Here is a 26,125-nt window from a genome sequence, read left to right on the forward strand (position 1 = left end):
GTGTAGGCCGGGTAAGGCGCAGCCGCCACCCGGCGCAAAAATCACATCGAATAACCCGGTTTTTTGATTAACTCATCCATCTGTGGGCCGATTTGCGTATCCCACACCTGTGCCTTCCAGTCGTCCGGTTGCACCTGGCTGTACGCCACGCTCACCGAACTCTCCTTGCTGTCAAAATGACTGACGATCACCTGGGTGATGGCCTCCGCCAGCGCGGCTTTTTGTTCATCGTTAAAATCACGCGGGAAACTTTTAATATCAACGTGTGGCATAGCAGGCTCCTTATTGAGATAACGTTAAACCTAACACACCGCACCGCCGCAGATTATCAATTGATGCCGTTATCCAGAAAGTCCCTGGTCTGGCGCGGGCTGCGCAGACGCACAAAGCGGATATGCGCAAAAGCCGGATCCGCCAGATCCGCTTCATAACGCGCGCGGTTGCTGCGCCAGGTTTTCAGCGTCCACAGCAGAATCGACTCACGGCTGAAAAACGACTGGCGAAAGCTTTCACGGTTGCCGGTGCCCGGCCAGAGTTCCTCTTTATGCCAGGCGCGTTTCATGGCGCGCATGACGGCCTGACGCAGGGTGCGGGCAAATCCATAATCCACCCATACCACCATATCCACGTTTTGCCATTTCACCGGCCGCGTGCGGTTGTAATTGCCGTCCAGCACCCAGCCCGGGGTGGCGTTCAGCTTTTCGCCAAGCAGTGCCAGTAGCTCTTCATCGGAAACGCCCTGCCAGTTAGGCCGCCAGTACAGCGCATCCATTTCGATATAAGGCACATCCAGGTGACTTGCCAGACGGCGGGCGAGCGTAGTTTTACCGCTGCCGCTGGTGCCGATGACGTTGATTTTCATGCGCAGGCTGACTCTTCATTCTTCATTCATGGAAATTATGAAACTAAGGATCCCTGAATTAGCCGGGTGGCGCAAGCTCACCTGACGCTGAAGAGCGTGTGCTTAATAAGTGATCCCCGGCGGGTTGATTTGTGACGTTGTCACCGCCTCTCCGGCTTCCCCCCAGCGTGCCAGTACCTTCTGATACTCTCCCCTTGCGATAGCGCCATCCAGCGCCGCTTTCAGCGCCTCAACCAGCCCGTTGCCTTTTTTGGTGGTGGTGGCGACATAGGCTTTTTTCGGGCCAAGGCCGACCACTTTGGTTTTACCGGTCAGCGCCGCTTTATAGGACGCCACTGACTGCGGACCGAAAAACACATCCGCGCGCCCGGACTGAATATACAGATTGCCCGAGGCGTCATCGGTCAGATAGACCGGCAGCGCGGGTTTTCGCCCTGCCCGTTCGTTTTCCGTGTTCCAGCCGAGCAGGATCTTCTCCTGATTGGTGCCGGAGCCGACAATCACCTTGCGCCCCGACAAATCCTCAGGTCCGTGCACTGCCTCAATGGGACTGGTGGATTTCACCGAAAACGCCAGCGAATCGACGCGGTAGGTGGCAAAGTCATACTTCTCTTTGCGCTGCTCGGTGACGGCGATATTGACCATCGCCACGTCATAACGCCCGGCGGAGATGCCCAGCGGCCAGTCTTCCCACGCCGTCGGCACCAGCTTTAATTTCAACCCGAGGCTGTCCGCCAGCAGGCGGGCAATGTCCGGATCGCTGCCGATGCGGGTACGGTTATCGCTGGCGAGCAGCGCCAGCGGCGGCGAATTCAGCGCCGAAATAGCCACCGTCAGCGTACCCGGTTCGACAAAGGCAAAATTCGGTGGAATTCTGGCGATCGCCGCCTCATCGCGCTGGCCGTGCAGCGGCGTTTCGTTCGCTTTCAGATCGATACCCTGCGCGCCGCTGAGCGTACTGACCAGCAACAGCGCCCATAATCCCTGTTTCATGCCCTCTCCTTACAACACTTTGGATAAGAATTGCCGGGTGCGCGGATGCTGCGGGTGGTTTAACACCTCCTCGCTGCTGCCCTGCTCGACGATTTTGCCGTCCACCATAAACACCACGTTGTCGGCCACCTCGCGGGCAAAGCCAATTTCATGGGTGACCACCACCAGGGTGGTGCCGGAACGCGCCAGCTTTTTGATCACATCCAGCACCTCGCCCACCAGTTCCGGATCGAGGGCCGAGGTCGGCTCGTCAAACAGCATCACCCGCGGGCGCAGCGCCAGGGCGCGGGCAATGGCGATGCGCTGTTGCTGGCCGCCGGAGAGATGCCGCGACCAGGCATCGGCTTTATTACGCAGCCCCACGACGTCGAGCAATTCATAGGCCCGCTCGATGGCGGCCTTACGGCTGAGCTGTTTGTGGGCGATGGGCGCTTCAATCAGGTTTTCCAGTACCGTTAGGTGCGGAAACAGATTGAAGTTCTGGAACACATAGCCGACGTTGACGCGCTGGCGCAGGATCTCCTTCTCCTTGAGTTCATAGAGTTTGTCACCCTGGCGGCGGTAGCCAATGTAATCGCCGTCAATCTGGATAAAGCCTTCATCGACACGTTCCAGATGGTTAATCGCCCGCAGCAGCGTGGATTTTCCGGAACCGGACGGCCCGAGGATCACCGTCACCGAACCCGGCGCTAACTCCAGTGAAATATCATCCAGCGCTTTGTGACGGCCAAAGTATTTGCTGACGCCGGTGATGGAAATATGGCCTTCATGAGAGGTGTGCATGGACTGGCTCCTGTGGCTGAGCGACGCGACCCGGTGCGGCAACGCGGGCGACGCGGGTGGAATTGATCGCCGAGCGGCGCTCGCTGCGGGCCATCCAGCGCTCGACCAGATGCTGGATCAGCGACAGCACGCTGGTGATCACCAGATACCACACCGCCCCCACCATCAGCAGCGGGATCACTTCCTGGGTGCGGTTGTAGATCATCTGAATGGTGTAGAACAGCTCCGGCATCGCCAGCACGTACACCATCGCCGTGCCCTTGGCGAGGCTGATGATCTCGTTAAAGCCGGACGGCAAAATCGTCCGCAGCGCCTGCGGCAGAATAATGCGCAGCGTGCGGCGGCTGGCGGGCAGCCCCAGCGCGGCGGCGGCTTCGTACTGCCCGTGATCGACCCCCAGAAAACCGCCGCGAATAATCTCGGCAGTATAGGCGCTCTGCACCAGCGTCAGCCCCACCACGGCGGTGGAGAATTGCCCCAGCACGTTAATGGTGTCATAGCTCGCCCAGGTGATGCCGGTAAAAGGAATGCCGATGGCGAGCGTGTCATAGAGATAGGAGAAGTTATAAAGGATGATCAGCACCACAATCAGCGGCAGCGAACGGAACAGCCAGATGTAACCCCACGCCAGACTGCTCAACAGCCAGGACGACGACAGCCTGGCAAGCGCCAGTAATCCGCCAAAAATCACGCTTAGTACCGTACCCAGCAGCGTCAGCAACAGGGTTTGCGCCAGCCCTTCGAGGATCACCGGATCGAAGAACCAGCGGGCAAACACGCTCCACTCCCAGCGCGGATTAAAGGCAACCGACTGGATCACAATGGCCAGCACCAGCAGCGCCACGACCGCGCCGACAATACGCAGCGGATAACGCGCGGGGATCACTTTGATAGGTTCAGATGTTTTCATGTTGATTCCTCAGGCTGATTTCCCCAGCGCCACGCCGAGCGCTTTGGTAAAGCGCAACCGTCCGTCATAAGGCGGCTGGCTGTAGATTTCCGGATCGCGCTCGACATCAAACTGCGCCTCATAGCCCTGGCTGAGATAGAGCCTGACCGCCTCCGGCTGACGAAAACCGGTGGTCAGATAAATGCGGCTGTAACCCGCCAGCACCGCCCGCCGCTCCAGTTCGCGCACCACCCGCGCCGCCAGCCCCTGCTGACGCAGGGTTTTGTCCGTCCAGATGCGTTTTATTTCGGCGGTATGCGCATCAAAGGGTTTATACGCGCCGGTGGCGATGATCTTCCCGTCGCGCTCCAGCACAATAAACAACCCCTGTGGCGGCAAATACCATTCGGTCAGCTCCACCTCGGCGTCTTTCGAAAAATAATCCCCGTAGCGCGCGGCGTATTCCGCAAATAAACCTTCGATGACCGGCTGAAGTTCCGGTGCTTCCGGGGAGAGATCGCGAAAATGTTCGCTCATGGGCCGCTCCTTAATCGCCAAGGCCTGGCGGGTTGATTTCCGATGACGGGATGCGTTCGACGCCTTCACCCCAGCGGGCGAGCACTTTCTGGTAGTCGCCGTTTTTGATCGCGCCGTTAAGGGCGGTTTGTACCGGCTCCGCCAGGCCACTGCCTTTTTTCAGCGTCACGGCAATGTGCGCCGCTTTCGGCCAGCCGCCATCCACCACGCCCACCAGTTTGGTTTTCTGCGTCAGCGCCGCTTTCCAGGCACCCGTGACGTTCGGGCCAAAAAAGGCATCGGCGCGGCCCGATTGCAGCGCCAGCGTCTGGGCGGCGTCATCCTTGGTGTACACCGGCACAAAAGGCTTCAGCCCCTTCTGCTGATTCGCTTTATCCCACGCCAGCAGGATCGCTTCCTGATTGGTGCCGGAACCGACGATAATGTGCAGCCCGGCGATGTCTTCCGCCTTCTCAATGTTGCTGATTGGGCTGGTTGATTTCACGTAAAAGCCCAGCGAATCCTTGCGGTAGGTGGCGAAATCAAACTTCTCTTTGCGCTCTTTGGTCACCGTGATATTGCTGATGGCGGCGTCATATTTGCCGGACGCCACCCCCAGCGGCCAGTCCTCCCAGGAGGTCGGCACGACGTTTAATTCCAGTCCCAGGCCGTCCGCCACCAGACGGGCAATATCCACCTCGCTGCCGAGCAGGGTTTTGTTGTCATCGGAAAACACCGTCAGCGGCGGCGAATTCAGCGCGGCGACGGCCACGGTGAATTTCCCCGGCTGTACAAAACGGTGATCTTTGGGCAACTGCGCGATTGCCTGCGGGTTGGCCGGGGTATTGATCGGCGTTTTATTGGCCTCAATGCTGACGCCGGTGCCGTTGATGGTGACCTCTTTTGCATACGCCAGCGGCGTTAAGGCGAGGGTCATAGCCAGTAACAGTGAAGTTTTCTGCATCGCGTTATTCTCTATTTTGTTTTTATAAACTGATTCACCGGCAATTCGAGGCCCAGACTTTCCCGCAGCGTGGTGCCGGGGTAGTCGGTGCGGAACAGGCCCCGTGCCTGTAACAGAGGCACCACCTGGTCAACAAAGCGCGGGAAGGTATCCGGCGTACCGCCCTGAATAATGAAGCCATCGGCGGCGTACTGGCTGAACCACTGTTCAAGACCGTCTGCGACCTCCTCCGGCGTGCCGGCAAAACGCGCACGGGGTGAGGCGGCTTCCAGCGCCACCTGGCGCAGCGTCAGGCTACGTTCACGGGCATTGCGTTTGATCTCATCGGTGGTGCTGCGGAAGCTGTTTTGCCCCAGATCGCCGATGTCCGGGAAGGGTTCATCCAGCGGATACTGGCTGAAATCGTGATGTTCGAAATAGCGCCCCAGATAGTTGAGCGCGTCGGTAACCGAAACCAGTGCGGCAGTGGTCTGATACTGCTGCTCCACGTCCGCCGCGTCTTTTCCGACAATGACGCTGACGCCCTGAAATATATGCAGTTCATGCGCCTGACGGCCATTGGCTTCAAGCTGGAGCTTAACGTCGCGATAAAAGGCTTTGGCTTCTTCTAAGGTGTCGTGATGGGTAAATATCGCGTCGGCATGTTTCGCGGCTAATTTCTTGCCATCGTCAGAAGCGCCTGCCTGAAATACAATTGGGCGTCCCTGCGGCGTGCGGCCAATATTCAGCGGCCCGGCTACCTTAAAGAATTCTCCTTCATGATTAAGCGTGTGCAGTTTCGCTGCGTCGAAAAATTGTCCGCTGGCTTTATTACGCACAAAGGCGTCGTCTTCCCAGGAATCCCACAGCCCTTTCACCACGTCGAGATATTCATCGGCGATGCGGTAGCGCAGCGCATGTTCCGGGTGTTTATCACGGGAGAAATTTTTAGCCGACCCTTCAAGCGGCGAGGTCACGACATTCCAGCCCGCGCGGCCCTTGCTCAGATGATCGAGACTGGCGAACTGGCGCGCCACGGTAAAGGGTTCGCTGTAGGAGGTGGAGAGCGTCCCGACCAGACCGAGATTTTTGGTCAGGCTGGCAAGCGCCGATAATACCGTCAGCGGCTCAAAGCGATTTAAAAAATGTGGAATGGATTTTTCATTAATATAAAGACCATCGGCGACAAATAAAAAATCCAGTTTGCCCTCTTCGGCTTTCAGCGCGGTTTCTTTTACAAAATCAAAATTAATACTGGCGTCAGCGGCGGCGGCCGGATGTCGCCAGGCGGACATATTCCCTGACGCGCCATGCAAAATGGTGCCCAGGCGTAATTGTCTTGCGCTTGTCATAGAATGTCCTCAGTCAGTATGTAATAACGCTTTTTCTGCCAGCCGTGCGAAATATCGCGCCGCCCCTTCCAGTAAGGTGTCGTCGGGATTAAAGGCCGGATGGTGTAAACCGTATTCGCTGGCGCTGCCGATGCTGACGAACGCGCCGGGGATCTGTTGCAGATAGACCGCGAAATCTTCACCACCCATATGCAGCTCGGCGTGATGGGTGCGATAGCCCTGCTCGTCGGCGACGTGGCGGGCGAAGGCGGCCCACTTTTCATCGTTAACTAACGCCTCCGGGCCGTCGAACCAGGTCACCGCGATCTCCGCGCCGAACGCCTGTCCTAACCCGGCGGCGATCTCGTTGACGCGATCTTTGACCTGCTGGCGCACTGCACGCTTATGGGTACGCAGCGTGCCTTCCAGCTCGACGGTTTCCGGCAGCACGTTCCAGGTATTGCCCCCGGCGATGCGCGTTACGCTCAGCACCACCGAATCCAGGGTATTCACGTTACGGCTGGCGACGCTTTGCAGGGCATTTACCAGCTGGCTGGCGAGCAGGATGGCGTCATTGCCTTCATGGGGCCGCGCGGCGTGAGCGCCTTTGCCCTTCACCGCGATCACAAAACGATCGACGTTGGCGTAAAACGGCCCGCCGCGGGTGGCGAACTCGCCGACGGGTAAGCCCGGTTCGTTGTGCATGCCGAAAATTGCGCTGACGCCTTCCAGCGCCCCGGCTTTGATCAGGCGTTTCGCGCCGCCAAAATTTTCTTCAGCGGGCTGGAAAAGAATACGCACCCGGCCAGCCAGTTTCTGTTCGTTCGCTTTTAACAGCAGCGCCGCGCCGAGCATCGCACTGGTATGAATGTCATGTCCGCAGGCGTGCATCACGCCCGGATTCAGGGAGCTGAAAGGTACGCCGCTGGTTTCGGCGATGGGCAGCGCGTCAATATCGGCACGCAGCGCGATGATTTTTTCCCCTGTCCCCACTTCCGCCACCACGCCGGTAGGCAGATCACAGGGCAGCAGGCGTAGCCCGGCGGCTTCCAGCCACTGGCGCACGCGACGGGTGGTTTCGAACTCCTCCAGCGACAGTTCCGGGTACTGATGCAGCTCGCGCCGCCAGTCGATTAGCTGTTGTGCAAAACTCATCCGGCGACCTCCTGCAAGGCATTTGCTGAGGCGTGCGCCTCCGCCAGCAGACGCAGGGAGTCGAAACGCGGCTGACCCTCCGCCACCGGCGTATCAATGATAAATTCATCGATGCCGTAGTCGCGGTGCAGTTCGTCGAGGGCGGCAAGAACGCTCCGGGCGGTGCCTTTGATCACCGCGGATTCCCGCCGCACGATCTGCTTCGCCGGGCTGCCCGCCTGGCGGGCAAAGGCCTGCGCCTGGGATTCGCTCGCCACGGTGACGCGCTGGCCGTTTTCCAGCTCCACGCCCCAGAGTTCTATCTGCGCCGCCTGCCGGTCGGCCTGTTGTTGAGTCGGGGCGACTATCGCCTGCACGGCAACCAGCGTGTTGCGCGCGCTGTTCTGCTGCCAGATGCCGAGCACCTCGCGCAGCAGGTTTTTGTCGCCGTTAAGGTGGGCTGCAAAGACGAAATTCCAGTCCAGAGCGGCGGCAAGGCGCGCGCTTTCCGGGCTGGCACCCAGCAAAAACCCGTCGACGCGCTGCGGCGGAAGCGGCGTGGCGAGCACGGTTTCCGCTTCCTGCTCGTTACCGCGCAGCGACAGCCAGTGATCCAGCTGCGCCAGTTGATCGGCAAAGCTGCCCTTCTCCTGCGCGTTCACGCCCTGCTGTAATGCCCGGGTGGATAACGGCAGACCGCCCGGCGCTTTACCGACGCCCAGATCGATACGCCCTGGCGCCAGCGACGCCAGCAGGTTGAAATTTTCCGCCACTTTATAGGGGCTGTAGTGTTGCAGCATCACGCCGCCGGATCCGACCCGAATACGCCGGGTTTGCCCGACAATCCAGGCAATCACCAGCTCCGGCGACGGGCTGGCGAGCTGTGCGGTGTTGTGGTGTTCCGCCACCCAGAAACGGTGATACCCCCACTCATCGGCCAGTCTGGCTAATTGCAGGGTACGCGCCAGCGCCTCTGCTGCGGTTTCGCCTTCCGCGAGAGGACTTTTATCCAGAATACTCAGACGATATGACATGCGCACACTCACTCTGCTTAACATGTCACCATTAATAAATGCCTATGAAACACTTGTGAAACAACTAAATAACATTTGAAAAGCTAAAAAGTGGCAAAGTGCCGTTTCAGGGTTATGAAGGCTGTCAATTTTTGGCAGGCCAGGCTTTGCGTAGCTTACGGTTTGCAGGTAGGATGCTGCGCCATGTTTTGTCTTATCCATACGCAGAATCACTGGAAAGACAGTGCATTAATTCGTCAGGGCAATCGTTTGTTCTGTCCTGACGGGTGAGGAAATCCTTCGATGATTCAGACAGGTCAACAGGTAACTCAATGAACAAAAACAACAACAGCGCAGCGGAGCATCATGCTGCAAAACGTCGCTGGTTAAACTCTCATGAAGAGGGATACAACAAAGCGATGGGCAACCGCCAGGTGCAGATGATAGCGATTGGCGGGGCGATCGGCACCGGGCTGTTCTTAGGCGCGGGCGCACGACTGCAAATGGCCGGTCCGTCCCTGGCTATCGTCTATGCCGTTTGCGGTATCTTCTCTTTCTTCATCCTCCGCGCGCTGGGCGAACTGGTGTTGCATCGTCCGTCCAGCGGCAGCTTCGTCTCCTACGCCCGTGAATTCCTCGGCGAAAAAGCCGCTTATGTAGCGGGCTGGATGTACTTCGTTAACTGGGCGATGACCGGCATCGTCGACATCACCGCCGTGGCGCTCTATATGCACTACTGGGGCGCGTTCGGCGATGTGCCGCAGTGGGTCTTCGCCCTCGGCGCGCTGGCCATTGTCGGCACCATGAACATGATCGGCGTGAAATGGTTCGCCGAGATGGAGTTCTGGTTTGCGCTGGTTAAAGTGCTGGCCATCGTGGTGTTCCTCGTTGTCGGGACGATTTTTCTCGGCACCGGTAAACCGCTGGACGGCAATGCCACGGGCTTCCATCTGATCACCGATAACGGCGGTTTCTTCCCGCACGGTCTGCTGCCAGCGCTGGTGCTGGTGCAGGGCGTGGTGTTTGCCTTCGCCTCCATCGAACTGGTGGGCACGGCGGCAGGCGAATGTAAGGATCCGCAGACCATGGTGCCAAAGGCCATCAACAGCGTGATCTGGCGTATCGCCCTGTTTTACGTTGGCTCGGTTGTGCTGCTGGTGCTGTTGCTGCCGTGGACGGCGTACCAGGCGGGACAAAGCCCGTTCGTCACCTTCTTCTCGAAGCTGGGCGTGCCCTATATCGGCGACATCATGAACATGGTGGTGCTGACTGCGGCCCTCTCCAGCCTCAACTCCGGCCTCTACTCCACCGGTCGTATCCTGCGCTCCATGTCGATGGGCGGTTCCGCGCCTAAGTTCATGTCGAAAATGAGCAAGCAGCAGGTTCCGTGGGCGGGCATTCTGGCAACGCTGGTGATTTACGTTTTCGGCGTGGTGCTGAACTATCTGGTTCCGGCCAGCGTGTTTGAGATCGTGCTGAACGTGGCGGCGCTGGGGATTATCGCGTCCTGGGCGTTTATCGTGGTCTGCCAGCTGCGCCTGCGCAAAGCCATCAAAGAAGGTAAAGCAGCGGATGTGTCGTTCAAACTGCCGGGCGCGCCTTTCACCTCCTGGCTGACGCTGCTGTTCCTGTTAAGCGTGCTGGTGCTGATGGCGTTCGACTACCCGAACGGCACCTACACCATCGCCTCTATCCCGTTCCTCGCCGTGCTGTTAGTGGCGGGCTGGTTCGGCGTGCGTAAGCGCGTCAACGAAATCCAGAGCACCGCGCCGGTACATCCGGAAGACGGTAAAGACGGGAAGTTAACGGAAGAGTTATCCCGTTAAGACAGTGTGCCGGGTGGCGGCTGCGCCTTACCCGGCCTACATAAACCGTAGGCCCGGCAAGCAAAGCGCCGCCGGGCAAAAAGACATAAAAAAGGCTCCTTACGGAGCCTTTCTTTTTTTCACATCACATCACAGCGCAATGCGGATCACATCATCCGGCTGGGTGGCTTCTTTCTCGCGGGTTGAGGCTTGCTTCACGCTGACATACAGCGTTTTACCGTCTGCGGACAGCGCCAGGCTGTTCGGGTGCGTCGGGGTGTCGATGGTTTTCACCACTTTATAGCTTTTCGCGTCGATCACGCTCACTTTACCGGCCTGACGGTGCGTGACATAGACTTCGTTACGCGCCGGGTTAAACAGCACTGCCAGCGATTCCGGGGCGGCGATCTTCTCGATCACGTTACCGTTGCGGGTGTCGATCACCACTACTTCCGGCGCTTTGGAATCGGTCAGGAAGGCGCGATGTCCGGCGGTATCCAGGCTCAGGTTAAGATAGAAATGCTCTTTGCCGTCGTCCTGCACTTTTTTGCGGCTGAGAATTTTATTGGTCGCGGTGTCTATAGTGATGAATTCACCGTCGCCGTTAGTGGTGTACAGGCGTTTGGCGGCGCTGTCGATAGCCAGACCGGTGGCAAAAGTGCCGGTGCCGGTAATGGTGGTTTTGAGGGCGATATTGTCGCCATCCACCACCCAGATCGCACTCTCTTTGCCGACGCCGGTGATGTATACGCTGTTGGTGCTTTCATCCACGACCAGTTCACGCGGCTGCAACGGGCGCACGGTTTCGGAACGTTTACGCTCATCCAGCACCAGACGGCCTTTCACATCGCCGGTTTTGGCGTCAATGGCGGTAACGGCGCTGCTGGTAGTGTTGCCAAACCACAGGGTCTGCGTCTTAGTGTTGATGGCCGCGCCAAACGGTTTTAAATCATTATGGATCGCCTGGGTCACGTTCAGCGTGACCGGATCGAGACGATATACCACCCCGCCCTTGTCCGTTTTACGGCTCTGCGATGTCGCAAGCCACAGCGCGTTTTCCTGCTGGCTGAACGCCATTTCATAGGCCCCTTTCCCTACCGGCTGACGCAGCATTTCTTCCGCTGCGGTGGCGTTGAACGTGCCGGCAAGCAGCAGAGAACCTAATAACAGTGAACCACGCAGGCGCGGTGAGCTTAAATGACGAGTAAACATGACGACTCCCTTTGATAAAAAATGTATAGCTGCATCACATGGCTTCCGGTCAGCGAAGTCGCGCTTCGCTTGTTTTTCTAATTGAGAATAGTAATCATTTATTGATTAAAATGGCAGTCTTTCTTGCCGAATCCGCCATTCGGGCCATAATTTCTCCCGGCAATGATTCACAGTTAGTGCCGTTAACGTTTTCAATTTCTTTACATTACCCGTAACATGTTGGCGCATGTTCCATTTGGTACGTTTTATTTTTAACCGGTTTAACCATGAAAATCATTTTTGCACGCCCGGCGGCCCTGCCGTTTTTGTTACTTCCCGCGGTCTTTAACCCTGCCTACGCGGCAGCGGAACAGACCATGATCGTCACCGCGTCCCCGCAAACCGTCTCCGAACTGGATACGCCTGCCGCCGTCAGCGTTGTCCAGGGCGAGGATATGCGTCAGGCGACGCCGCGCGTGAATCTCTCGGAATCGCTGACCAGCGTACCGGGCTTACAGATCCAGAACCGCCAGAACTACTCCCAGGATTTGCAGCTGTCGATCCGCGGTTTTGGCTCCCGTTCCACCTACGGCGTGCGCGGCATTCGTATGTATGTGGACGGCATTCCGGCGACCATGCCGGACGGCCAGGGCCAGACGTCCAACATCGACATCAATAGTATTGAAAGCGTCGATGTGCTGCGCGGGCCCTTTTCTGCCCTGTACGGTAACGCGTCCGGCGGCGTGATGAACGTCACCACTGAAACTGGTCGCGAACCCGCCACCATTGAAGCGAGCAGCTATTACGGCAGCTTTGGCAGCTGGCGTTACGGCCTTAAAGCCACAGGCGCGGTCGGCGATGGCACGCAGCCGGGCGATGTGGATTACACCGTCTCCTCCAGCCGTTTCGCCACCCACGGCTATCGCGATCACAGCGGCGCGCAGAAAAACCTCGCCAACGCCAAACTGGGCGTTCGCATTGATGACGTTAGTAAGCTGACGCTGATCCTTAACAGCGTCGATACCAAAGCGAACGATCCCGGCGGCCTGAGCAAAAGCGAATGGAAAGATAACCCGCGCCAGTCGCCCCGTGGCGATCAGTACAACATGCGTAAAACCATCAAGCAGACCCAGGCGGGCCTGCGCTATGAACGCCAGCTCAGCGAGCAGGACGATCTGAGCGTGATGATGTACGCTGGTGAGCGCGAAACTACCCAATACCAGTCTATCCCCCGCGCCCCGCAGCTTAATCCGACCCACGCGGGCGGCGTAATCGACTTAACCCGTCATTATCAGGGCGTCGACACCCGCTGGACGCACCGTGGCGAACTGGGCGTGCCGGTTACTTTTACCACCGGTCTGAACTACGAAAACATGAGCGAAGATCGTAAAGGCTACGAGAACTTCGTGATGTCCGGCAGTACGCCGGTATACGGGCAGAAAGGCCAGCAGCGCCGTAACGAGCGCAACCTGATGTGGAACGTGGATCCTTACCTGCAAACCGCCTGGCAGCTGACCGACAAGCTTTCTCTGGACGCGGGCGTGCGCTACAGCTCCGTATGGTTTGACTCCAACGATCACTATGTCACCCCGCGTAACGGCGATGACAGCGGTGAAGCCAGTTACCACAAATGGCTGCCGGCCGGATCGCTGAAATATGCGGTGACCGATGCGTGGAATCTTTACGTGGCGGGCGGTCGTGGCTTTGAAACGCCGACCATTAACGAGCTTTCCTATCGTTCCGGCGGCCAGAGCGGCCTGAATTTCGATCTGCAACCGTCCACCAATACCACCTGGGAAGTGGGCAGCAAAACCCGTATAGGTAACGGCCTGCTGACCGCGGCGCTGTTCCAGACCGATACCGATAATGAGATCGTCACCGATGCCAGCAGCGGCGGCCGCACCACCTATAAAAACGCAGGTAAAACCCGTCGTCAGGGCGCAGAGCTGTCGGTTGATCAACAGTTTGCCGGTAACTGGCGCGCGAAAATGGCCTGGACCTATCTGAATGCCACCTACCGCACTAACGTCTGTAATGACGGCGACTGCAACGGCAACCGTATGCCGGGCATCGCGCGTAATATGGGCTTTGCATCACTGGGCTGGCAGCCCGAAAGCGGCTGGTACGCCGGGGCGGATGTGCGTTATATGAGCGATATCCAGGCTGATGACGAAAACACCGCTAAAGCGCCGTCTTATACCGTGGTTGGCCTGAACAGCGGCTACAAACTCAATTATGGTAACTGGATGATGGACGTGTTTGGTCGCGTGGATAACCTGTTTGACCGGGAATATGTCGGTTCAGTGATCGTCAATGAATCCAACGGTCGCTACTACGAACCTGCGCCAGGTCGAAATTATGGCGTTGGCTTGTCCGTGGCCTATAGCTTCCAGTAAAACGATTCCGGCCTGATCATCAGGCCGGATTTTTTTATTAGTGCATATCGTTGTCATACTGACGAAGCAGAATTGTTTCACCCACCTCGATAGCATCTATTATTGCCTGTTTACTTTCCGCGCACTGACCTTTTTCCAGCGAGGATAATAATTCATCGTAAGCGCCGTGACTGCGCATTAAACTTTCGGACGAAGGATAGAGATAATTAAAGCATGGGCCGAGGCGCACCCAGAGTTGCTCAATGATGGCTGTCAGCGTGGGCATTTCCGCATAATCATAAAGACAAAAACGGAACGTACGGTTGGCCTGTAAGGTCTGTTCAATATTGCCGCTGGCCAGCGCTTCCTGATAACTTGCCGCCAGTTGTTGCAGCTTTTTCATTTTATCGGCATCGAGATTAGCGCAGGCCACTTCCACCGCCATACCCTCGACTTTTTTGCGTATCGCGTTGATTTCCAGATACCTTTCCCGACGCACTTCCGGCACCAGAAACGCCTGTGCGGGGGTGGCATGCAGCGCGCCTGCGGAAACCAGCCGTAAAAGCGCCTCTCTCACCGGCGTAATACTGGTACCCAGTTGATCGGCAATTTCTTTAGTGATGAGCCGCGCGCCAGGCTTTAATGCGCCAACAATAAGTGCGCTTTTCAGGCTTACTTCCACCTGCATAGTAAGGCTCATGCGTTGCGCTTTGACCAGATCAAGCATATTCCGTTCCTGTCCAATACTTAACAATCTCAAGCGGGCTAGTGTAATTAAATGCACGAAATCGTAGGGATATATTCTCTTTATGCATGCCTGGTATGGTTCGTCTCTGAAAGGTTAGTATAAATTTTGGTTATTCAGAGTTAATTAAAGACGCTAATGGAAATTTTGCCTGGAATTTGATGGCGGCATTGACCGCCATCAATGTTGTTATGACCGTTCGGCAACCTTAATCACCAGTTTGCCGAAGTTTTTCCCTTCCAGCAGACCGATAAAGGCATCGGGGGTGTTTTCCAGCCCGTCGGTGATGTGTTCGCGATACTGGATCTTGCCCTCTTTCACCCAGGGGATCATCTCGTTGCGGAACTCGTCGAGGCGATGGCCGTAATCCTGATTGATGATGAAACCCTGCACGCGCAGACGTTTTTTCAGGATGGTGCCCATCAGCAGGGAGAGACGGTCCGGGCCGTCCGGCAGGTCGGTGGCGTTATAACCGCTGACCAGGCCACATACGGGCACGCGCGCTGCGCTGTTAAGCAGTGGCAGTACGGCGTCGAAGACTTTGCCGCCGACGTTTTCATAATAGATATCGATGCCCTCAGAACAGGCTTTCTTCAGCTGTTCGGCGAAATCGTCCGCCCGGTGATCGATGCAGGCATCAAAGCCCAGTTTCTCCACTGCGTAGCGGCATTTTTCTTCTCCGCCAGCGACGCCCACCACGCGGCAGCCTTTCAGCTTACCAATTTGCCCGACGGTTGCGCCGACCGGCCCGGTGGCGGCGGCTACCACCAGGGTTTCACCGGATTTTGGCTGCCCGATATCCAGCAGGCCCATATAGGCGGTAAAGCCCGGCATCCCCAGAACACCCAGCGCCCAGGACGGATGTTCCGTTTCCTGAAGCTTCACCAGCCCGCTGCCGTCGGAAATCTCAAACTCCTGCCAGCCGCTGTAGCCCAGTACCAGATCGCCTTCGGCGAAGTCAGGGCTAAAGGATTTCACCACCTGGCTTACGGTACCGCCGCACATCACCTCATCAATCTGTACTGGCGGCGTGTAGGACGGCGCATCGCTCATAAGGCCACGCATATAGGGATCGAGCGACAGGTAGAGCGTGCGCAGCAGCACCTGGCCTTCCCCCGGCGTGGCGATGTCATCTTCTTCCAGGCGGAAGTTTTCTTTTACCGGTGCGCCTTTCGGACGAGATGCCAGTACCCAGCGACGATTACGTTGTGAATTTTGACTCATACGGATTTCCTTTCGAAGTAAACCTTAAACAAGGGTAGAAGCTTAAAGCCAGGTTTGCTTTCACATTACGAGCCAGAATGGTTTAAGCGCACCACCAGATAGCGGCAGATCTCTGCGGAATCGTTGATAAATCGGCAGTCATTGGGCGGGCCGAGCTCCAGACAGTCACCGGCGTGCATCTGATGGCGGGTATCCCCTTCGACAAACGTCAGCTCGCCCTCTTGCAACCAGATCAGCTGACGCGCCAGCGCATAGGACGACGCGGGCATGGGAATGTCGCTGCCCGGCGGCAGCTCCACCTGCACCAGATCAAGAGGCAGATCGGTGCGCGGCGAAACATGGCGGCGCAGGTAATGGGTTTGCGGATCTCGCCACAGCGGTTGATCGGCAAAGCGCAGCAGTTTGCCCTCCTGCATTTCCGCCCGGGCGATTAATGTCGACATGCTGATGCCGAAAGCGCCCGACAGCCGCGCCAGCAGTGTGGCGGTGGGGCTGCTCTCGCCCTTTTCAATCTTGTGGATCATCGCCCGCGACACGCCGGCACGGTTCGCCAGATCGCTCAACGACCAGCCCCTGACTTCGCGCTCAAGACGAATTCGCACACTGATCCGTTGATTTATGTTGTCTGTAATAGTATTCATATCGTAATACTATAGTGAACAACTGCAGAGGTTCAACCATGAATATTCGTTATGCGCATAAGGACGACTGCGCGGCTATCGCTGAAATTTTTAACCATGCGGTATTGCACACCGCCGCCATCTGGAACGACGCCACGGTGGATGTGGATAACCGTATCGCCTGGTTTGAAGCGCGCTCGCTGGCGGGTTATCCGGTGCTGATCAGCGAGGAAAACGGCACAGTGACCGGCTACGCTTCGTTCGGCGACTGGCGCGCCTTCGATGGTTTTCGTCACACGGTCGAGCATTCGGTCTATGTGCACCCGGCGCACCAGGGCAAAGGCATCGGCCAGGCACTGATGATCCGGCTGATCGAAGAAGCGAAGCGCATCGGCAAACATGTGATGGTGGCGGGCATTGAGTCGCAAAACCACGCCTCCATTCATCTGCATGAAAAGCTCGGCTTTACCATCACCGCGCAGATGCCGCAGGTGGGCACCAAATTTGGCCGCTGGCTGGATCTGACCTTTATGCAGCTCCAGCTGGATAACCGAAGCGAACCGGACGCGCTGCCATGAATCAGTCGCTGACGCTGGCGTTTCTGGTGGCGGCGGGCATTGGTCTGGTGGTGCAGAACACGCTGATGGTGCGCATTACCCAGAGTTCCTCAACCATTCTGATCGCCATGCTGCTGAACTCGCTGGTGGGCATTGTGCTGTTTGTCAGCATTCTGCTGATTAAAAATGGCTTCGCGGGATTCAGTGAACTGGCGGCGACGGTGCGCTGGTGGACGATTATTCCCGGCCTGCTGGGATCCTTTTTCGTTTTTGCCAGTATCAGCGGTTATCAGTATGTCGGGGCAGCCACGACTATTGCCGTGCTGGTCGCCAGTCAGTTGATTGGCGGGCTGGTGATGGACGTGCTGAAAAGTCAGGGGATCCCGCTGCGGGCGCTGATTGGCCCGGTGTGCGGCGCGGTGTTGCTGGTAGTCGGCGCCTGGCTCGTGGCCAGACGCCAGTTTTAGATCAGAGAATAACGCCGCCCTGGGTCAGGTGCTCGCGCCTGGCCTCCAGCTCTTCCTTGTTATGACGATCTTTATGCGCGATAGCATGGCGCAGGCGCTGCTGCTGCTGGTAACGTTCCTCCCGGCTCAGCTCCGCGTCATCGCTCAGGGCGATCAGCAACTCGTTCATGTGCGCGATGACGTTCTCGTCAATGGTGGCATCCACGCGCGCAATAACCTCATCCAGATGCGACATACCCTCTCCTTACGATCTAGTTAACTTTGGCTTTGGAAAAATCACTGCCCATCAGACTGACACTATACCCGCTGACGTTGCTGCGCGTGGCATAAAAGGTTTTGCCATTCGCCAGCGCGATCCACGGCGCCTGCTGATAGAACACCTCCTGCGCCTGTTCGTACAGACGCGCGCGTTCTTCCGGCACGCTGGTCAGCTTCGCTTTTTCAACCAGATCGTTATAGCCTTTATCGCACCAGCGGGCGGCGTTGGAGCCGGTTTTGATGCTGTTGCAGCCGAGCAGCACATCGGCAAAGTTATCCGGATCGCCGTTGTCAGACATCCAGCCAAAGAGCGCGCTGTCGTGCTCGCCTTTACGCATGCCGGAGAGATATTCGCCCCACTCATAAGAGACGATTTTTGCCTTCACGCCCACTTTTGCCCAGTCGCTCTGGATCATCTCAGCGATGCGTTTGGAGTTCGGGTTATAAGGACGTTGTACCGGCATTGACCACAGCGTCACTTCTGTACCCTCTGCCACCCCTGCCTGTTTCAGCAGCGCTTTGGCTTTTTCCGGATCGTACTGGTAATCCTTCAGATCTTTATTAAAGCCGAGCATATTTGGCGGCAGCGGCGATTTCGCCACCGTGCCGGAGCCGAGGAACACCGCGTCCACAATGGCTTTTTTATCGGTGGCGTAGTTCAGCGCCTGACGCACCAGCACGTTATCGAAGGGTTTTTTCTCCGTGTTAAATGCCAGATAACCGACGTTCAGCGCATCGACGGAATGCAGCGTTAAATCCTTATTCTTTTTGATCTCGTCAAACTGCACCGGAGCGGGCGCCGGAATGATCTGGCACTCATTGGTTTGCAGTTTCGCCAGACGGGTCTGCACGTTCGGCGTGATGGAGAAGATAAGGTGTTTGGTCGGCACTTCACCGTCCCAGTAATTCGGGTTGGCGACGTAACGGATCAATGAATCCACTTTATATTGTTGCAGGGCATACGGCCCGGTACCGATGGGCCAGGTATCGACATATTCCGGCGTGCCCTTTTTCAGCATCGCATCGGCATATTCGCTGGACAGAATGGAGGCAAAATCCATGCCCCAGTCGGCGAGGAACGCGGCATTCGGTTCGTTAAGAACAAACTGAACGTGATAATCATCCAGCTTTTTCACGTCTTTGATCAGCTTATCCAGACCGACGTCGTTAAAATATTCGTAATTGCCCTGGGAAACATTGTGATACGGATGGTCGGCATTTTTCTGGCGTAGTACCGAGAAAATCACATCGTCGGCATTAAAATCCCGCGTCGGTTTAAAATATTTATTGCTGTTAAATTTCACGCCCTGACGCAGGGTAAAGGTATAGGTTTTGCCGTCCGGGGAAATTTTCCACTCCGTCGCCAGCGACGGCACCGGGGTATTATTTTTTGGGTCGAAATTCACCAGCCGGTTATACAGCACCTGGGAGCTGGCTACGAAGGTCGGGCCAGAGCTGGCGATCTGCGGGTTAAAAGATTCCGGAGATGCTTCAGAGCAGTAAATCAGCGTGTCGTTAGATGCCGCCAGCGCGGCGCTTGCCGGTAAGAATGTGCTCAGCGCCAGCGCGAGCAGCGTTTTCCCTGTATTCATTGTTATGCCTTATGGATTTTTATGACAGACAGTGATCACAGCACAGCAATATAAAACTGGCAAATAACGAATCACTATCAGGTTATTCTAATGCCGCGTTTTTTGTTGAATATTCATCCACTGAACCGCTGAAAATTTGCGTTAAGTATTTTCGCAAAGGTCAAGCCCTGAAGACGTTCTCAATACGACGAGAATTCAACGCTTTTAGCCTCTCTTCTGTCGTTTGTTTACATGCCGGTTTGCGTAAAGTAGACGTGTGAAGAAGTCTATGGGATGAAAACGTGGCAAAAACTCTCTTGCGCAGCGGCGATCTGGATGATTTTCAGGCAGTTGGCGGCGGCGGTCAGGCCGTATTTGATTCGGCACTGCAAATTCGTGAAGCATTACGTCTGCGTAAACAGCAGGCGATGGTGGATTGTCTGGCAATCCCGCAGGTTAACGATGATGGCGATCGCGTTGACTGGTATTCGCCGATTGACGGACGCGCCATCTCGTGGAAAGCCGCTGATGAGGACGCGCGTTTTCGCGCTCTGCGCTATCTGGAAAGCACCCTCGACAGCGCCGCCGCGCTGAGCCGCAAAAGCCTGCAATCAAATAAAACCGCGCAACAGCTGTTTGGCTCGCTGCTGGAAAAAGCCTTGCAGTTTCCCGGCGTTAACCACGTTTTCCTGGTGGATGGCAAACCGGTTATCACCTTCTGGGGCTTTGTTAATCTGAATGAAAGCGCCCGTGACGACGTGCTGGCCTGTCTGCGCGAGCAGGATCTGCCGGAACCGGTGATGGCGCTGGTTGATCCACCCGAGCCGGAAGAAGAACCCGCGCCGGTGGTCAATTTCAGCCAGGCGGACGAACCGCTGATCGCCCCGCCGCCCGGGGTGAAAACCGAAGAGGTTGCAGAAGCCGTTTATGAAAAACCCCAGCCTGCGGCCTCCGTTACCCCACCGCCCGCGCCGGAACCTGCTGCCGCGCCTGTGGCTAAAAAACGTTCCCCTGCGCTATGGCTGCTGCCCGTCGCGGCACTGGTCGCCGTTGCCGTCGCCGCGCCCATGCTGCTGAAACAACAGGTTACCCCTGAAACGCCGCTGGCCAGCGCCGCCGCGCCCGTTACTCCGCCAGTGCCGGTGCCCCCTGCGCCACAGCTTACCGCCTCGCTGCCGCTGCATCAGGCGGAAGTGGTCGCCGTGAAAACCACGGTTGTCGAAGAGAAGAAAAGCGCTCCGGCGGTGATCGCCGCCATCCCGAAAGACGTGATGGTGATGGATGCCATTCAGGTGAAAACCGGTAATACCCGCTTCCTGAACGGCAGCTGGCGCGTAACGCCGGAGATCAAAGATCACGCCACCGGCAAAGCGCCGACCCTGCGCTACCAGATCCAGAACAACAAAGGCACGGCCCGTCTGGTCCAGGCTGGCAATATCACCTGCCGCGCCGATCTGTTCTCTGGCCTGCATCAGACCGGCGAGCTGATGATCAAAAGCCGCAGCAATGCGCGTTGCAGCGATGGCTCCCGCTACCCGATGCCGGAAATCACCTGCACCGCGGGCAGTAATGATATTGCGCAATGTACCGCACGCTATGACGGCAACACCGTTGTGCCGGTAACCTTCAGAAAAACAGGTGCCTGATTTTATGCTGGTAAATCTTTGCGACTACAAACAGAGCGTGACGCTGATCGCCAACAGCGGCGTGCAATTTCTGGATTTCGGGCTGACGCCGCTGGTGTCCACCCACAATGGCCGTTTCGTGCGTAAAACCGCCAACGGCCCGCTGCTGCGTCTGGATTACGATCTGGTAAACGAGCGCTTCACCCTCCCCGCCAGCAATGGCGGCCCGGCGGAAGTGGTCAAACCGGAAAACACCATTGGCCTGCTGGCGTCTCTCGCCCTGCTCGATGGCGTCTGGCTGCCAATCCCGTTTCTGCGTTTCAACCCGCCGCGCACCTTTGTGGAAGGCCCGGACAACTGGGCGCGGGTGCAGATCCGCAAGCTCAGCGAGCCGGACAGCAACGGTCACACCCATCGCGTGACGCTGGCCCTCGACAGCCAGATCAACGATCTCTCCCCCGCCGCCCTTGCACCCATTGAAAACGACATTCTGAACGGCACCCGTTTTTCACTGGCGTGGCGCGATGATGAAGTGGCGGATTTCCTCGATCAGACGTGGATCGACGGCTGGCTGCGGGAAGTCTTTTTGCAGGCCATCCAGGATGAAAACCGCAGCGAGCGCGACGTGGCGCAGGCACTGCGCGGCTTTGAGTATCAGGCGCACTGGCTGAATCTGATGACGCTGCTCGGCGAACAGCTCAGCGTGCCGGAAGTGAAGATCGTTACCCATACGCTCAGCACCCCGGCGATCCCGGTGGATTTAATTCTCGACGTTGGCAACACCCATACCTGCGGCGTGATCATCGAAGATCATGGCGATGCCAACGATGGCCTGCGCCAGACCGCCGAACTCCAGGTGCGCTCTCTTAGCGAACCGCAATTTTTAAACGAGCCGCTGTTCACCAGCCGCCTTGAGTTTTCCGAAGCGCGCTTTGGCAAACAGCACTTCTCGGTGGAAAGCGGCCGTGAAGATGCCTTTATCTGGCCGTCCATCGTGCGCGTGGGCGATGAAGCCCGCAAGCTGGCGACGGGCCGTCTGGGCACCGAAGGCAACAGCGGCATCTCCAGCCCGCGCCGTTACCTGTGGGATGAAACCCCGGTGTTGCAGGACTGGCGTTTCAGCCAGATGAACAGTAAATCCCAGCGCGAGCCGCTGGCGACCGCCTTCCCGCTGATGAATCTGATGAACGACGACGGCCAGCCGCTCTACACGCTGCCGCTGGACGAACGTCTGCCGGTCTTTTCGCCGCAGTACAGCCGCAGCACGCTGATGACCCATATGCTGTGCGAACTGCTGGCGCAGGCGTTAGGACAGATTAACAGCGTGGCGACGCGTCTGCGTCTGGGCTTCCCCGCCTCGCCGCGTCAGCTGCGCACCATTATTCTTACCCTGCCGTCTGCAATGCCGAAACAGGAGCGCGAGATCTTCCGTCGCCGCATGTTCGAAGCCATCGCGCTGGTGTGGAAAGCGATGGGCTGGCACCCGCAGGACGATGATTTCGCCAGCCGCAAGCAGCAGGAAAAAAGCGTCGTGCCGGTACCCCGCATTCAGATGGAGTGGGACGAAGCCAGCTGTGGTCAGCTGGTGTGGCTGTATAACGAAGCCATTTCCCACTTTGCCGGACAGACGGAATCCTTTTTCGCCTCCCTCGCCCGCCCGGATCGCCCCACAGCACCTGGCGAAGCGCCGGGACGCGCCTTGCGGGTGGCGTCCATTGATATCGGCGGCGGCACCACCGATATGGCGATCACCCACTATCAGCTGGATGACGGCACCGGCAGCAACGTCAAAATCACGCCGCAGCTGTTGTTCCGCGAAGGCTTTAAAGTCGCGGGCGATGACATTCTGCTGGATGTGATCCAGCGCTGCGTGCTGCCCGCGCTGCAAACCCAGCTGCAAAAAGCCGGTATTACCGACGCCGCCGCGCTGATGGCGACGTTGTTCGGCGATTCCGGACGCATTGATACCCAGGCGGTACTGCGCCAGCAAACCACCCTGCAACTCTTTATGCCGGTGGGTCATGCGATCCTGGCGGCCTGGGAATCCAGCGACGTCAACGATCCGCTGGCCGGTCTGCACGCCACCTTTGGCGAGCTGATCAAACAGCCGCCGACGCGCAACGTGCTTAACTATCTGAAACAGGCCATCGATCCGGCGCTGCCGCAGGGCGCAGCGGAATTCGATATTTTCGCCGTGCCGTTACAGGTCAATTTCAGCGAACTGCAAAGCGCGATGCTTGCCGGGCAGTTCACCCTGACCGCCCCGCTGCACGCGGTGTGCGAGGCCATCTCCCACTACTGCTGCGATGTGCTGCTGATCACCGGGCGTCCGGGTTGTCTGCCGGGCGTACAGGCGCTGATCCGTCATCTGCAACCGGTGCCGGTCAACCGCATGGTGTGGCTGGATAAATACCGCGTGCACGAGTGGTATCCGTTCAGCCAGCAGGGGCGCATCGGCAACCCGAAATCCACTGCCGCCGTGGGCGCCATGCTGTGCAGCCTGGCGCTGGATCTGCGTCTGCCGCGCTTTAACTTTAAAGCGGCGGACATCGGCGCGTATTCCACCGTGCGCTATCTCGGCGTGCTGGATAACACCGTTAATACGCTGCGCGACGAGAACGTCTGGTATCACGATATCGATCTGGACAAACCCGGCGCGAAACTCGACGCCAGACTGCATTTCCCGCTGCGCGGCAACGTCACGCTCGGCTTCCGTCAGCTGGCCAACGCCCGCTGGCCCGCAACGCCGCTGTATACGCTTAGCATTAATTCGCCGGAGCTGGCGAAAGCCATTGCCGGAGATGGCGTGCTGAATGTACGTCTGCAATTTACCGGCGGCAGCAAAGCCCAGGGGCCGGAAGCCTTCACCCTGAGCGACGCCTGGCTGACGGACGGCACCCCGGTGGATGCCGATGCGTTGACGTTTAAACTGAATACGCTGGCCGATCGCCGTCATAGCGGCAGCCATTACTGGATCGACAGCGGGAGTGTGTACCTGAAATGAAAGCGCCATTAAAAATTTCCCAGGCCGTGATGTCCTGGGTGAATGACACTCGTGCCCATGCGCCACTGCTCGATGATGACGCCGACGCCCTGCTGGCACGCCTTACCGCCGCCTCGGCCCAGGAGTCCGTGCTGATGCAGGCGGCAGAGACCACCTGCACGGTAGCGCTGTACGGTCATTCCCAGGCATCGAAAGCGCACCTGCTCGCCGCCCTGTGCAACAGCGGCAATGGCCGGGTGAATGTTAAACCCGGCGACAAAACCCTCGACTATTTTACCCATATCAATCCGGGCCATGCGCTGACCGGTATGGCGCTGCGTTTCACACAGACCTGCGCGACCCCTGACGAGCGTTTCCCGCTGCAACTGGGCATTCTGAGCGAAGCAGAACTGGTGCAGGTATTTATCGCCCATGCGCAGCATCTGCCGGATCTGCGCACGGTGGATAAAAGCGTCATTGAAGATCGGCTGACCCGCTGGCGCGCCCTGCGCCAGCCGCAACAGGTGCCGGGGATCACCGCCGACGAGGTGGGCGCAATTGCCCGTTTCTGGCGCGCCACTGTCCCGTCTGCCCGCCAGCAGCTGGACGACAGGTTATGGTATGAGTTTATTACGCTGTTGCCGTCGCTGGATCTCAGCGCCCGCGCCAGCGCATGGTCGCTGCTGTGGGGCGAGCATCAGGAATTAACGCAACAATGGCTGGCGCTGGCGCACATTCTGCATCAGACCGGGAATGCCCGCGCGCTGGCCGCGCCGCTCAGCCTGTTGGTGGATAATTTCGCCCTGCCGACGGAGGGTTTTCTCAACCCGCAGCCGACGGACGGCGACAGCGCCCACGGCGAAGTGGTGGTGCATCCCTGGTCGGAAGATCGGTTACAGAACGCCGTCAGCATTCCGCTTGCCACCCTGGCGCTGCTGACCCGTGAACTGGTGCTGCCGGTGGAAAACGGTGTGCTGGACGGCGTGGATATTCTCGATATTCCGGTACCTGCCCTGGGCGCGCAGCCGTCGCTGCAAAACAGTAAATGCCGCTGGCTGCCCGACCATTATCGTCAGCAGTTGCAGCCGGACGTGCTGATGATCTGTAACGCCACGCCGCAGCGCAGCGAAACCGCCACTACCGCGCGCACGCTGCTCAACTGGGTGAAGGAAACCCAGTCCGGCCAGGAAACGGCGTTGCCGGGGCTGGTATGGGCGATCACCCCGCAGGATGCGCGTTTCACTACCGCGCAGAATCTGGATGAGACCGTGCAACAGCTGCTCGGCAAACCGGGGCAATACTGGGGTACGTTGCAGGCGCTGGATGCCAGCAGTCTGCAACGTCTGATCGAGTGGCTGTCGCAGGCCACGGCTGCCTCGCAGCGCACGGTGCGCCTGAAAGCGCTGCGCGATCGCCATCTGCAATTGCTGCGCGATCTGATGCAACACTGGACCGCGCCGCTGAAAGAGACGCCGGAAAGCCAGCGCGCCCGCGCTGAAGCAGCGATCCGCGAATTACAGGGCCAGGCGAGCCGTCACGGTGAACTGCTGGAAGCTTTACTGCCGGAGATGAAGCATTTCGACGCGCTATGGAAAGTGCAGCAGCCGCGCGAAGAAAAAGTCAGCGGGCTGTTTAACGACGCTATCGATCTGTTTGCTGATGTCGCCGCGCAGCCGGAAACCGTCACGGCGGCGAAAGACACCGGCCATCAGGCCCATGCGATGTGGATCAATCACCTGCGCCAGTGGAGCCGTAACGACGTCAGCGCCGAACGCTTAGGGTTGACCCCTGCCGCGCTGCGCCAGGTCGCGGATACACTGATCGTCACCAGCTATCGGCTGGAACTGCCGCAAAGTTTACAGCAGATCATGCAGCGCGATACCGCCTGCGCCGCGCAGCTGCATGCCGCGATAGGTAATTTTATTGCCTGGCTTGGTTATGCGTCGCTGCCGGAAGATCAGCGACCTGCCAGCCGGGTGCAGAAAGGCCAGGGTATTTTCAGCGCCAGCACCCCCGCAGCCAGCGATGCCCGTCTGACGCGGCTGGGCGAGCAGCCGGTTCATGCCGCCACGCGCTATGTGTATGACTGGCTGGTCGCGCTGTACGCCCGCAGCAATGAAAACATCGGCTATCAGCATCCGCTTGATGTGCCGTTGGCGATGCGTAAGAAACTGATTAAGCTGGTGTGATGGTGATTGCCGGTAATTAACGCCGGGTGGCGCTACGCTTACCCGGCCTAC

Annotated in this window: 21 protein-coding genes and 1 pseudogene; 7 read left to right on the top strand and 15 right to left on the bottom strand. The window is 58.0% G+C overall.

Features of this window, described 5'->3' with window-relative positions; genetic code table 11:
- Nucleotides 1–41 precede the first annotated feature (41 nt).
- From pptA to QRD42_RS14750, 9 genes and pseudogenes are all read right to left on the bottom strand, one after another.
- Entirely contained in the window at nucleotides 42–272 is a 231-nt protein-coding gene (pptA, locus tag QRD42_RS14710; protein WP_072568493.1) for a tautomerase PptA, read from the bottom strand.
- 56 nt (nucleotides 273–328) lie between these two features.
- The gene (locus tag QRD42_RS14715; protein WP_321987482.1) at nucleotides 329–862 is read right to left on the bottom strand and encodes an AAA family ATPase; all 534 of its coding nucleotides are present in this window, start codon (nucleotides 860–862) and stop codon (nucleotides 329–331) included.
- 102 nt (nucleotides 863–964) lie between these two features.
- Complete coding sequence (locus QRD42_RS14720; RefSeq protein ID WP_321987483.1) at nucleotides 965–1,855, bottom strand: ABC transporter substrate-binding protein; 891 nt, start codon at nucleotides 1,853–1,855, stop codon at nucleotides 965–967.
- Between the two features lie 9 nt (nucleotides 1,856–1,864).
- On the bottom strand, nucleotides 1,865–2,638 hold the full coding sequence (locus QRD42_RS14725; protein ID WP_318367878.1) for an amino acid ABC transporter ATP-binding protein: 774 nt from the start codon (nucleotides 2,636–2,638) through the stop codon (nucleotides 1,865–1,867).
- On the bottom strand, nucleotides 2,622–3,548 hold the full coding sequence (locus QRD42_RS14730; protein ID WP_321987484.1) for an amino acid ABC transporter permease: 927 nt from the start codon (nucleotides 3,546–3,548) through the stop codon (nucleotides 2,622–2,624). Before QRD42_RS14730 ends, QRD42_RS14725 begins: the two co-directional genes overlap by 17 nt.
- A gap of 9 nt (nucleotides 3,549–3,557) precedes the next feature.
- Nucleotides 3,558–4,064 (bottom strand): GNAT family N-acetyltransferase, encoded by a 507-nt coding sequence (locus QRD42_RS14735; protein ID WP_072568498.1) that lies wholly within the window; start codon nucleotides 4,062–4,064, stop codon nucleotides 3,558–3,560.
- 10 nt (nucleotides 4,065–4,074) lie between these two features.
- Nucleotides 4,075–6,338 (bottom strand): annotated as a pseudogene (locus tag QRD42_RS14740) (NtaA/DmoA family FMN-dependent monooxygenase).
- A gap of 9 nt (nucleotides 6,339–6,347) precedes the next feature.
- Nucleotides 6,348–7,472: an amidohydrolase gene (locus QRD42_RS14745; RefSeq protein ID WP_321987485.1), complete on the bottom strand. Its 1,125-nt coding sequence runs from the start codon at nucleotides 7,470–7,472 to the stop codon at nucleotides 6,348–6,350.
- The gene (locus QRD42_RS14750) at nucleotides 7,469–8,485 is read right to left on the bottom strand and encodes an MsnO8 family LLM class oxidoreductase (RefSeq protein ID WP_321987486.1); all 1,017 of its coding nucleotides are present in this window, start codon (nucleotides 8,483–8,485) and stop codon (nucleotides 7,469–7,471) included. Before QRD42_RS14750 ends, QRD42_RS14745 begins: the two co-directional genes overlap by 4 nt.
- Before the next feature lie 311 nt (nucleotides 8,486–8,796).
- On the opposite strand from QRD42_RS14750, the gene ansP reads away from it, so the two are divergent.
- Complete coding sequence (gene ansP / locus QRD42_RS14755) at nucleotides 8,797–10,290, top strand: L-asparagine permease (RefSeq protein WP_072568503.1); 1,494 nt, start codon at nucleotides 8,797–8,799, stop codon at nucleotides 10,288–10,290.
- A 129-nt stretch (nucleotides 10,291–10,419) separates the two neighbouring features.
- On the opposite strand, the gene QRD42_RS14760 is transcribed toward ansP, so the two are convergent.
- Nucleotides 10,420–11,481 carry a YncE family protein gene (locus tag QRD42_RS14760; protein WP_321987487.1) on the bottom strand — a complete coding sequence of 354 codons (1,062 nt, stop codon included), beginning with the start codon at nucleotides 11,479–11,481 and terminating at the stop codon, nucleotides 10,420–10,422.
- A 266-nt stretch (nucleotides 11,482–11,747) separates the two neighbouring features.
- On the opposite strand from QRD42_RS14760, the gene pqqU reads away from it, so the two are divergent.
- Nucleotides 11,748–13,856 (top strand): TonB-dependent receptor PqqU, encoded by a 2,109-nt coding sequence (gene pqqU / locus QRD42_RS14765; RefSeq protein WP_321987488.1) that lies wholly within the window; start codon nucleotides 11,748–11,750, stop codon nucleotides 13,854–13,856.
- Nucleotides 13,857–13,893: 37 nt separating this feature from the next.
- Here pqqU and QRD42_RS14770 read toward each other — a convergent pair whose 3' ends face one another.
- The 3 genes from QRD42_RS14770 to QRD42_RS14780 all read right to left on the bottom strand — a co-directional run bounded on the left by QRD42_RS14770 (nucleotide 13,894) and on the right by QRD42_RS14780 (nucleotide 16,445).
- Nucleotides 13,894–14,562 (bottom strand): GntR family transcriptional regulator, encoded by a 669-nt coding sequence (locus QRD42_RS14770; protein WP_072568506.1) that lies wholly within the window; start codon nucleotides 14,560–14,562, stop codon nucleotides 13,894–13,896.
- A 207-nt stretch (nucleotides 14,563–14,769) separates the two neighbouring features.
- Complete coding sequence (locus QRD42_RS14775) at nucleotides 14,770–15,804, bottom strand: NADP-dependent oxidoreductase (protein WP_321987489.1); 1,035 nt, start codon at nucleotides 15,802–15,804, stop codon at nucleotides 14,770–14,772.
- Nucleotides 15,805–15,869: 65 nt separating this feature from the next.
- Nucleotides 15,870–16,445, bottom strand: a complete 576-nt coding sequence (locus QRD42_RS14780; RefSeq protein ID WP_318372731.1) for a helix-turn-helix domain-containing protein — start codon at nucleotides 16,443–16,445, stop codon at nucleotides 15,870–15,872.
- Between the two features lie 38 nt (nucleotides 16,446–16,483).
- On the opposite strand from QRD42_RS14780, the gene QRD42_RS14785 reads away from it, so the two are divergent.
- Nucleotides 16,484–17,002, top strand: a complete 519-nt coding sequence (locus QRD42_RS14785; protein WP_321987490.1) for a GNAT family N-acetyltransferase — start codon at nucleotides 16,484–16,486, stop codon at nucleotides 17,000–17,002.
- A complete protein-coding gene (locus QRD42_RS14790; RefSeq protein ID WP_072568510.1) occupies nucleotides 16,999–17,448 on the top strand; it encodes a DMT family transporter in 450 nt (149 codons plus the stop codon). Before QRD42_RS14785 ends, QRD42_RS14790 begins: the two co-directional genes overlap by 4 nt.
- A gap of 1 nt (nucleotide 17,449) precedes the next feature.
- On the opposite strand, the gene QRD42_RS14795 is transcribed toward QRD42_RS14790, so the two are convergent.
- Together QRD42_RS14795 and QRD42_RS14800 are read right to left on the bottom strand one after the other, a co-directional pair.
- Entirely contained in the window at nucleotides 17,450–17,683 is a 234-nt protein-coding gene (locus tag QRD42_RS14795) for a DUF2526 family protein (protein WP_072568511.1), read from the bottom strand.
- Between the two features lie 16 nt (nucleotides 17,684–17,699).
- Nucleotides 17,700–19,298, bottom strand: a complete 1,599-nt coding sequence (locus QRD42_RS14800) for an ABC transporter substrate-binding protein (RefSeq protein WP_321987491.1) — start codon at nucleotides 19,296–19,298, stop codon at nucleotides 17,700–17,702.
- Between the two features lie 281 nt (nucleotides 19,299–19,579).
- Here QRD42_RS14800 and QRD42_RS14805 point away from each other — a divergent pair, with 281 nt between their 5' ends.
- Genes QRD42_RS14805 through QRD42_RS14815 form a run of 3 tightly spaced genes read left to right on the top strand, consistent with a single transcriptional unit; the run spans nucleotide 19,580 to nucleotide 26,074 of the window.
- A complete protein-coding gene (locus tag QRD42_RS14805; protein WP_321987492.1) occupies nucleotides 19,580–20,923 on the top strand; it encodes an SrfA family protein in 1,344 nt (447 codons plus the stop codon).
- Between the two features lie 4 nt (nucleotides 20,924–20,927).
- Nucleotides 20,928–23,906: a virulence factor SrfB gene (locus QRD42_RS14810; protein ID WP_321987493.1), complete on the top strand. Its 2,979-nt coding sequence runs from the start codon at nucleotides 20,928–20,930 to the stop codon at nucleotides 23,904–23,906.
- Nucleotides 23,903–26,074, top strand: a complete 2,172-nt coding sequence (locus tag QRD42_RS14815) for a virulence factor SrfC family protein (protein WP_321987494.1) — start codon at nucleotides 23,903–23,905, stop codon at nucleotides 26,072–26,074. The genes QRD42_RS14810 and QRD42_RS14815 overlap by 4 nt, the downstream gene beginning before the upstream one ends.
- The last annotated feature ends 51 nt before the right edge of the window (nucleotides 26,075–26,125 follow it).

This window comes from Enterobacter sp. PGRG2, from assembly GCF_030291195.1.
Classification (GTDB): domain Bacteria; phylum Pseudomonadota; class Gammaproteobacteria; order Enterobacterales; family Enterobacteriaceae; genus Enterobacter_D.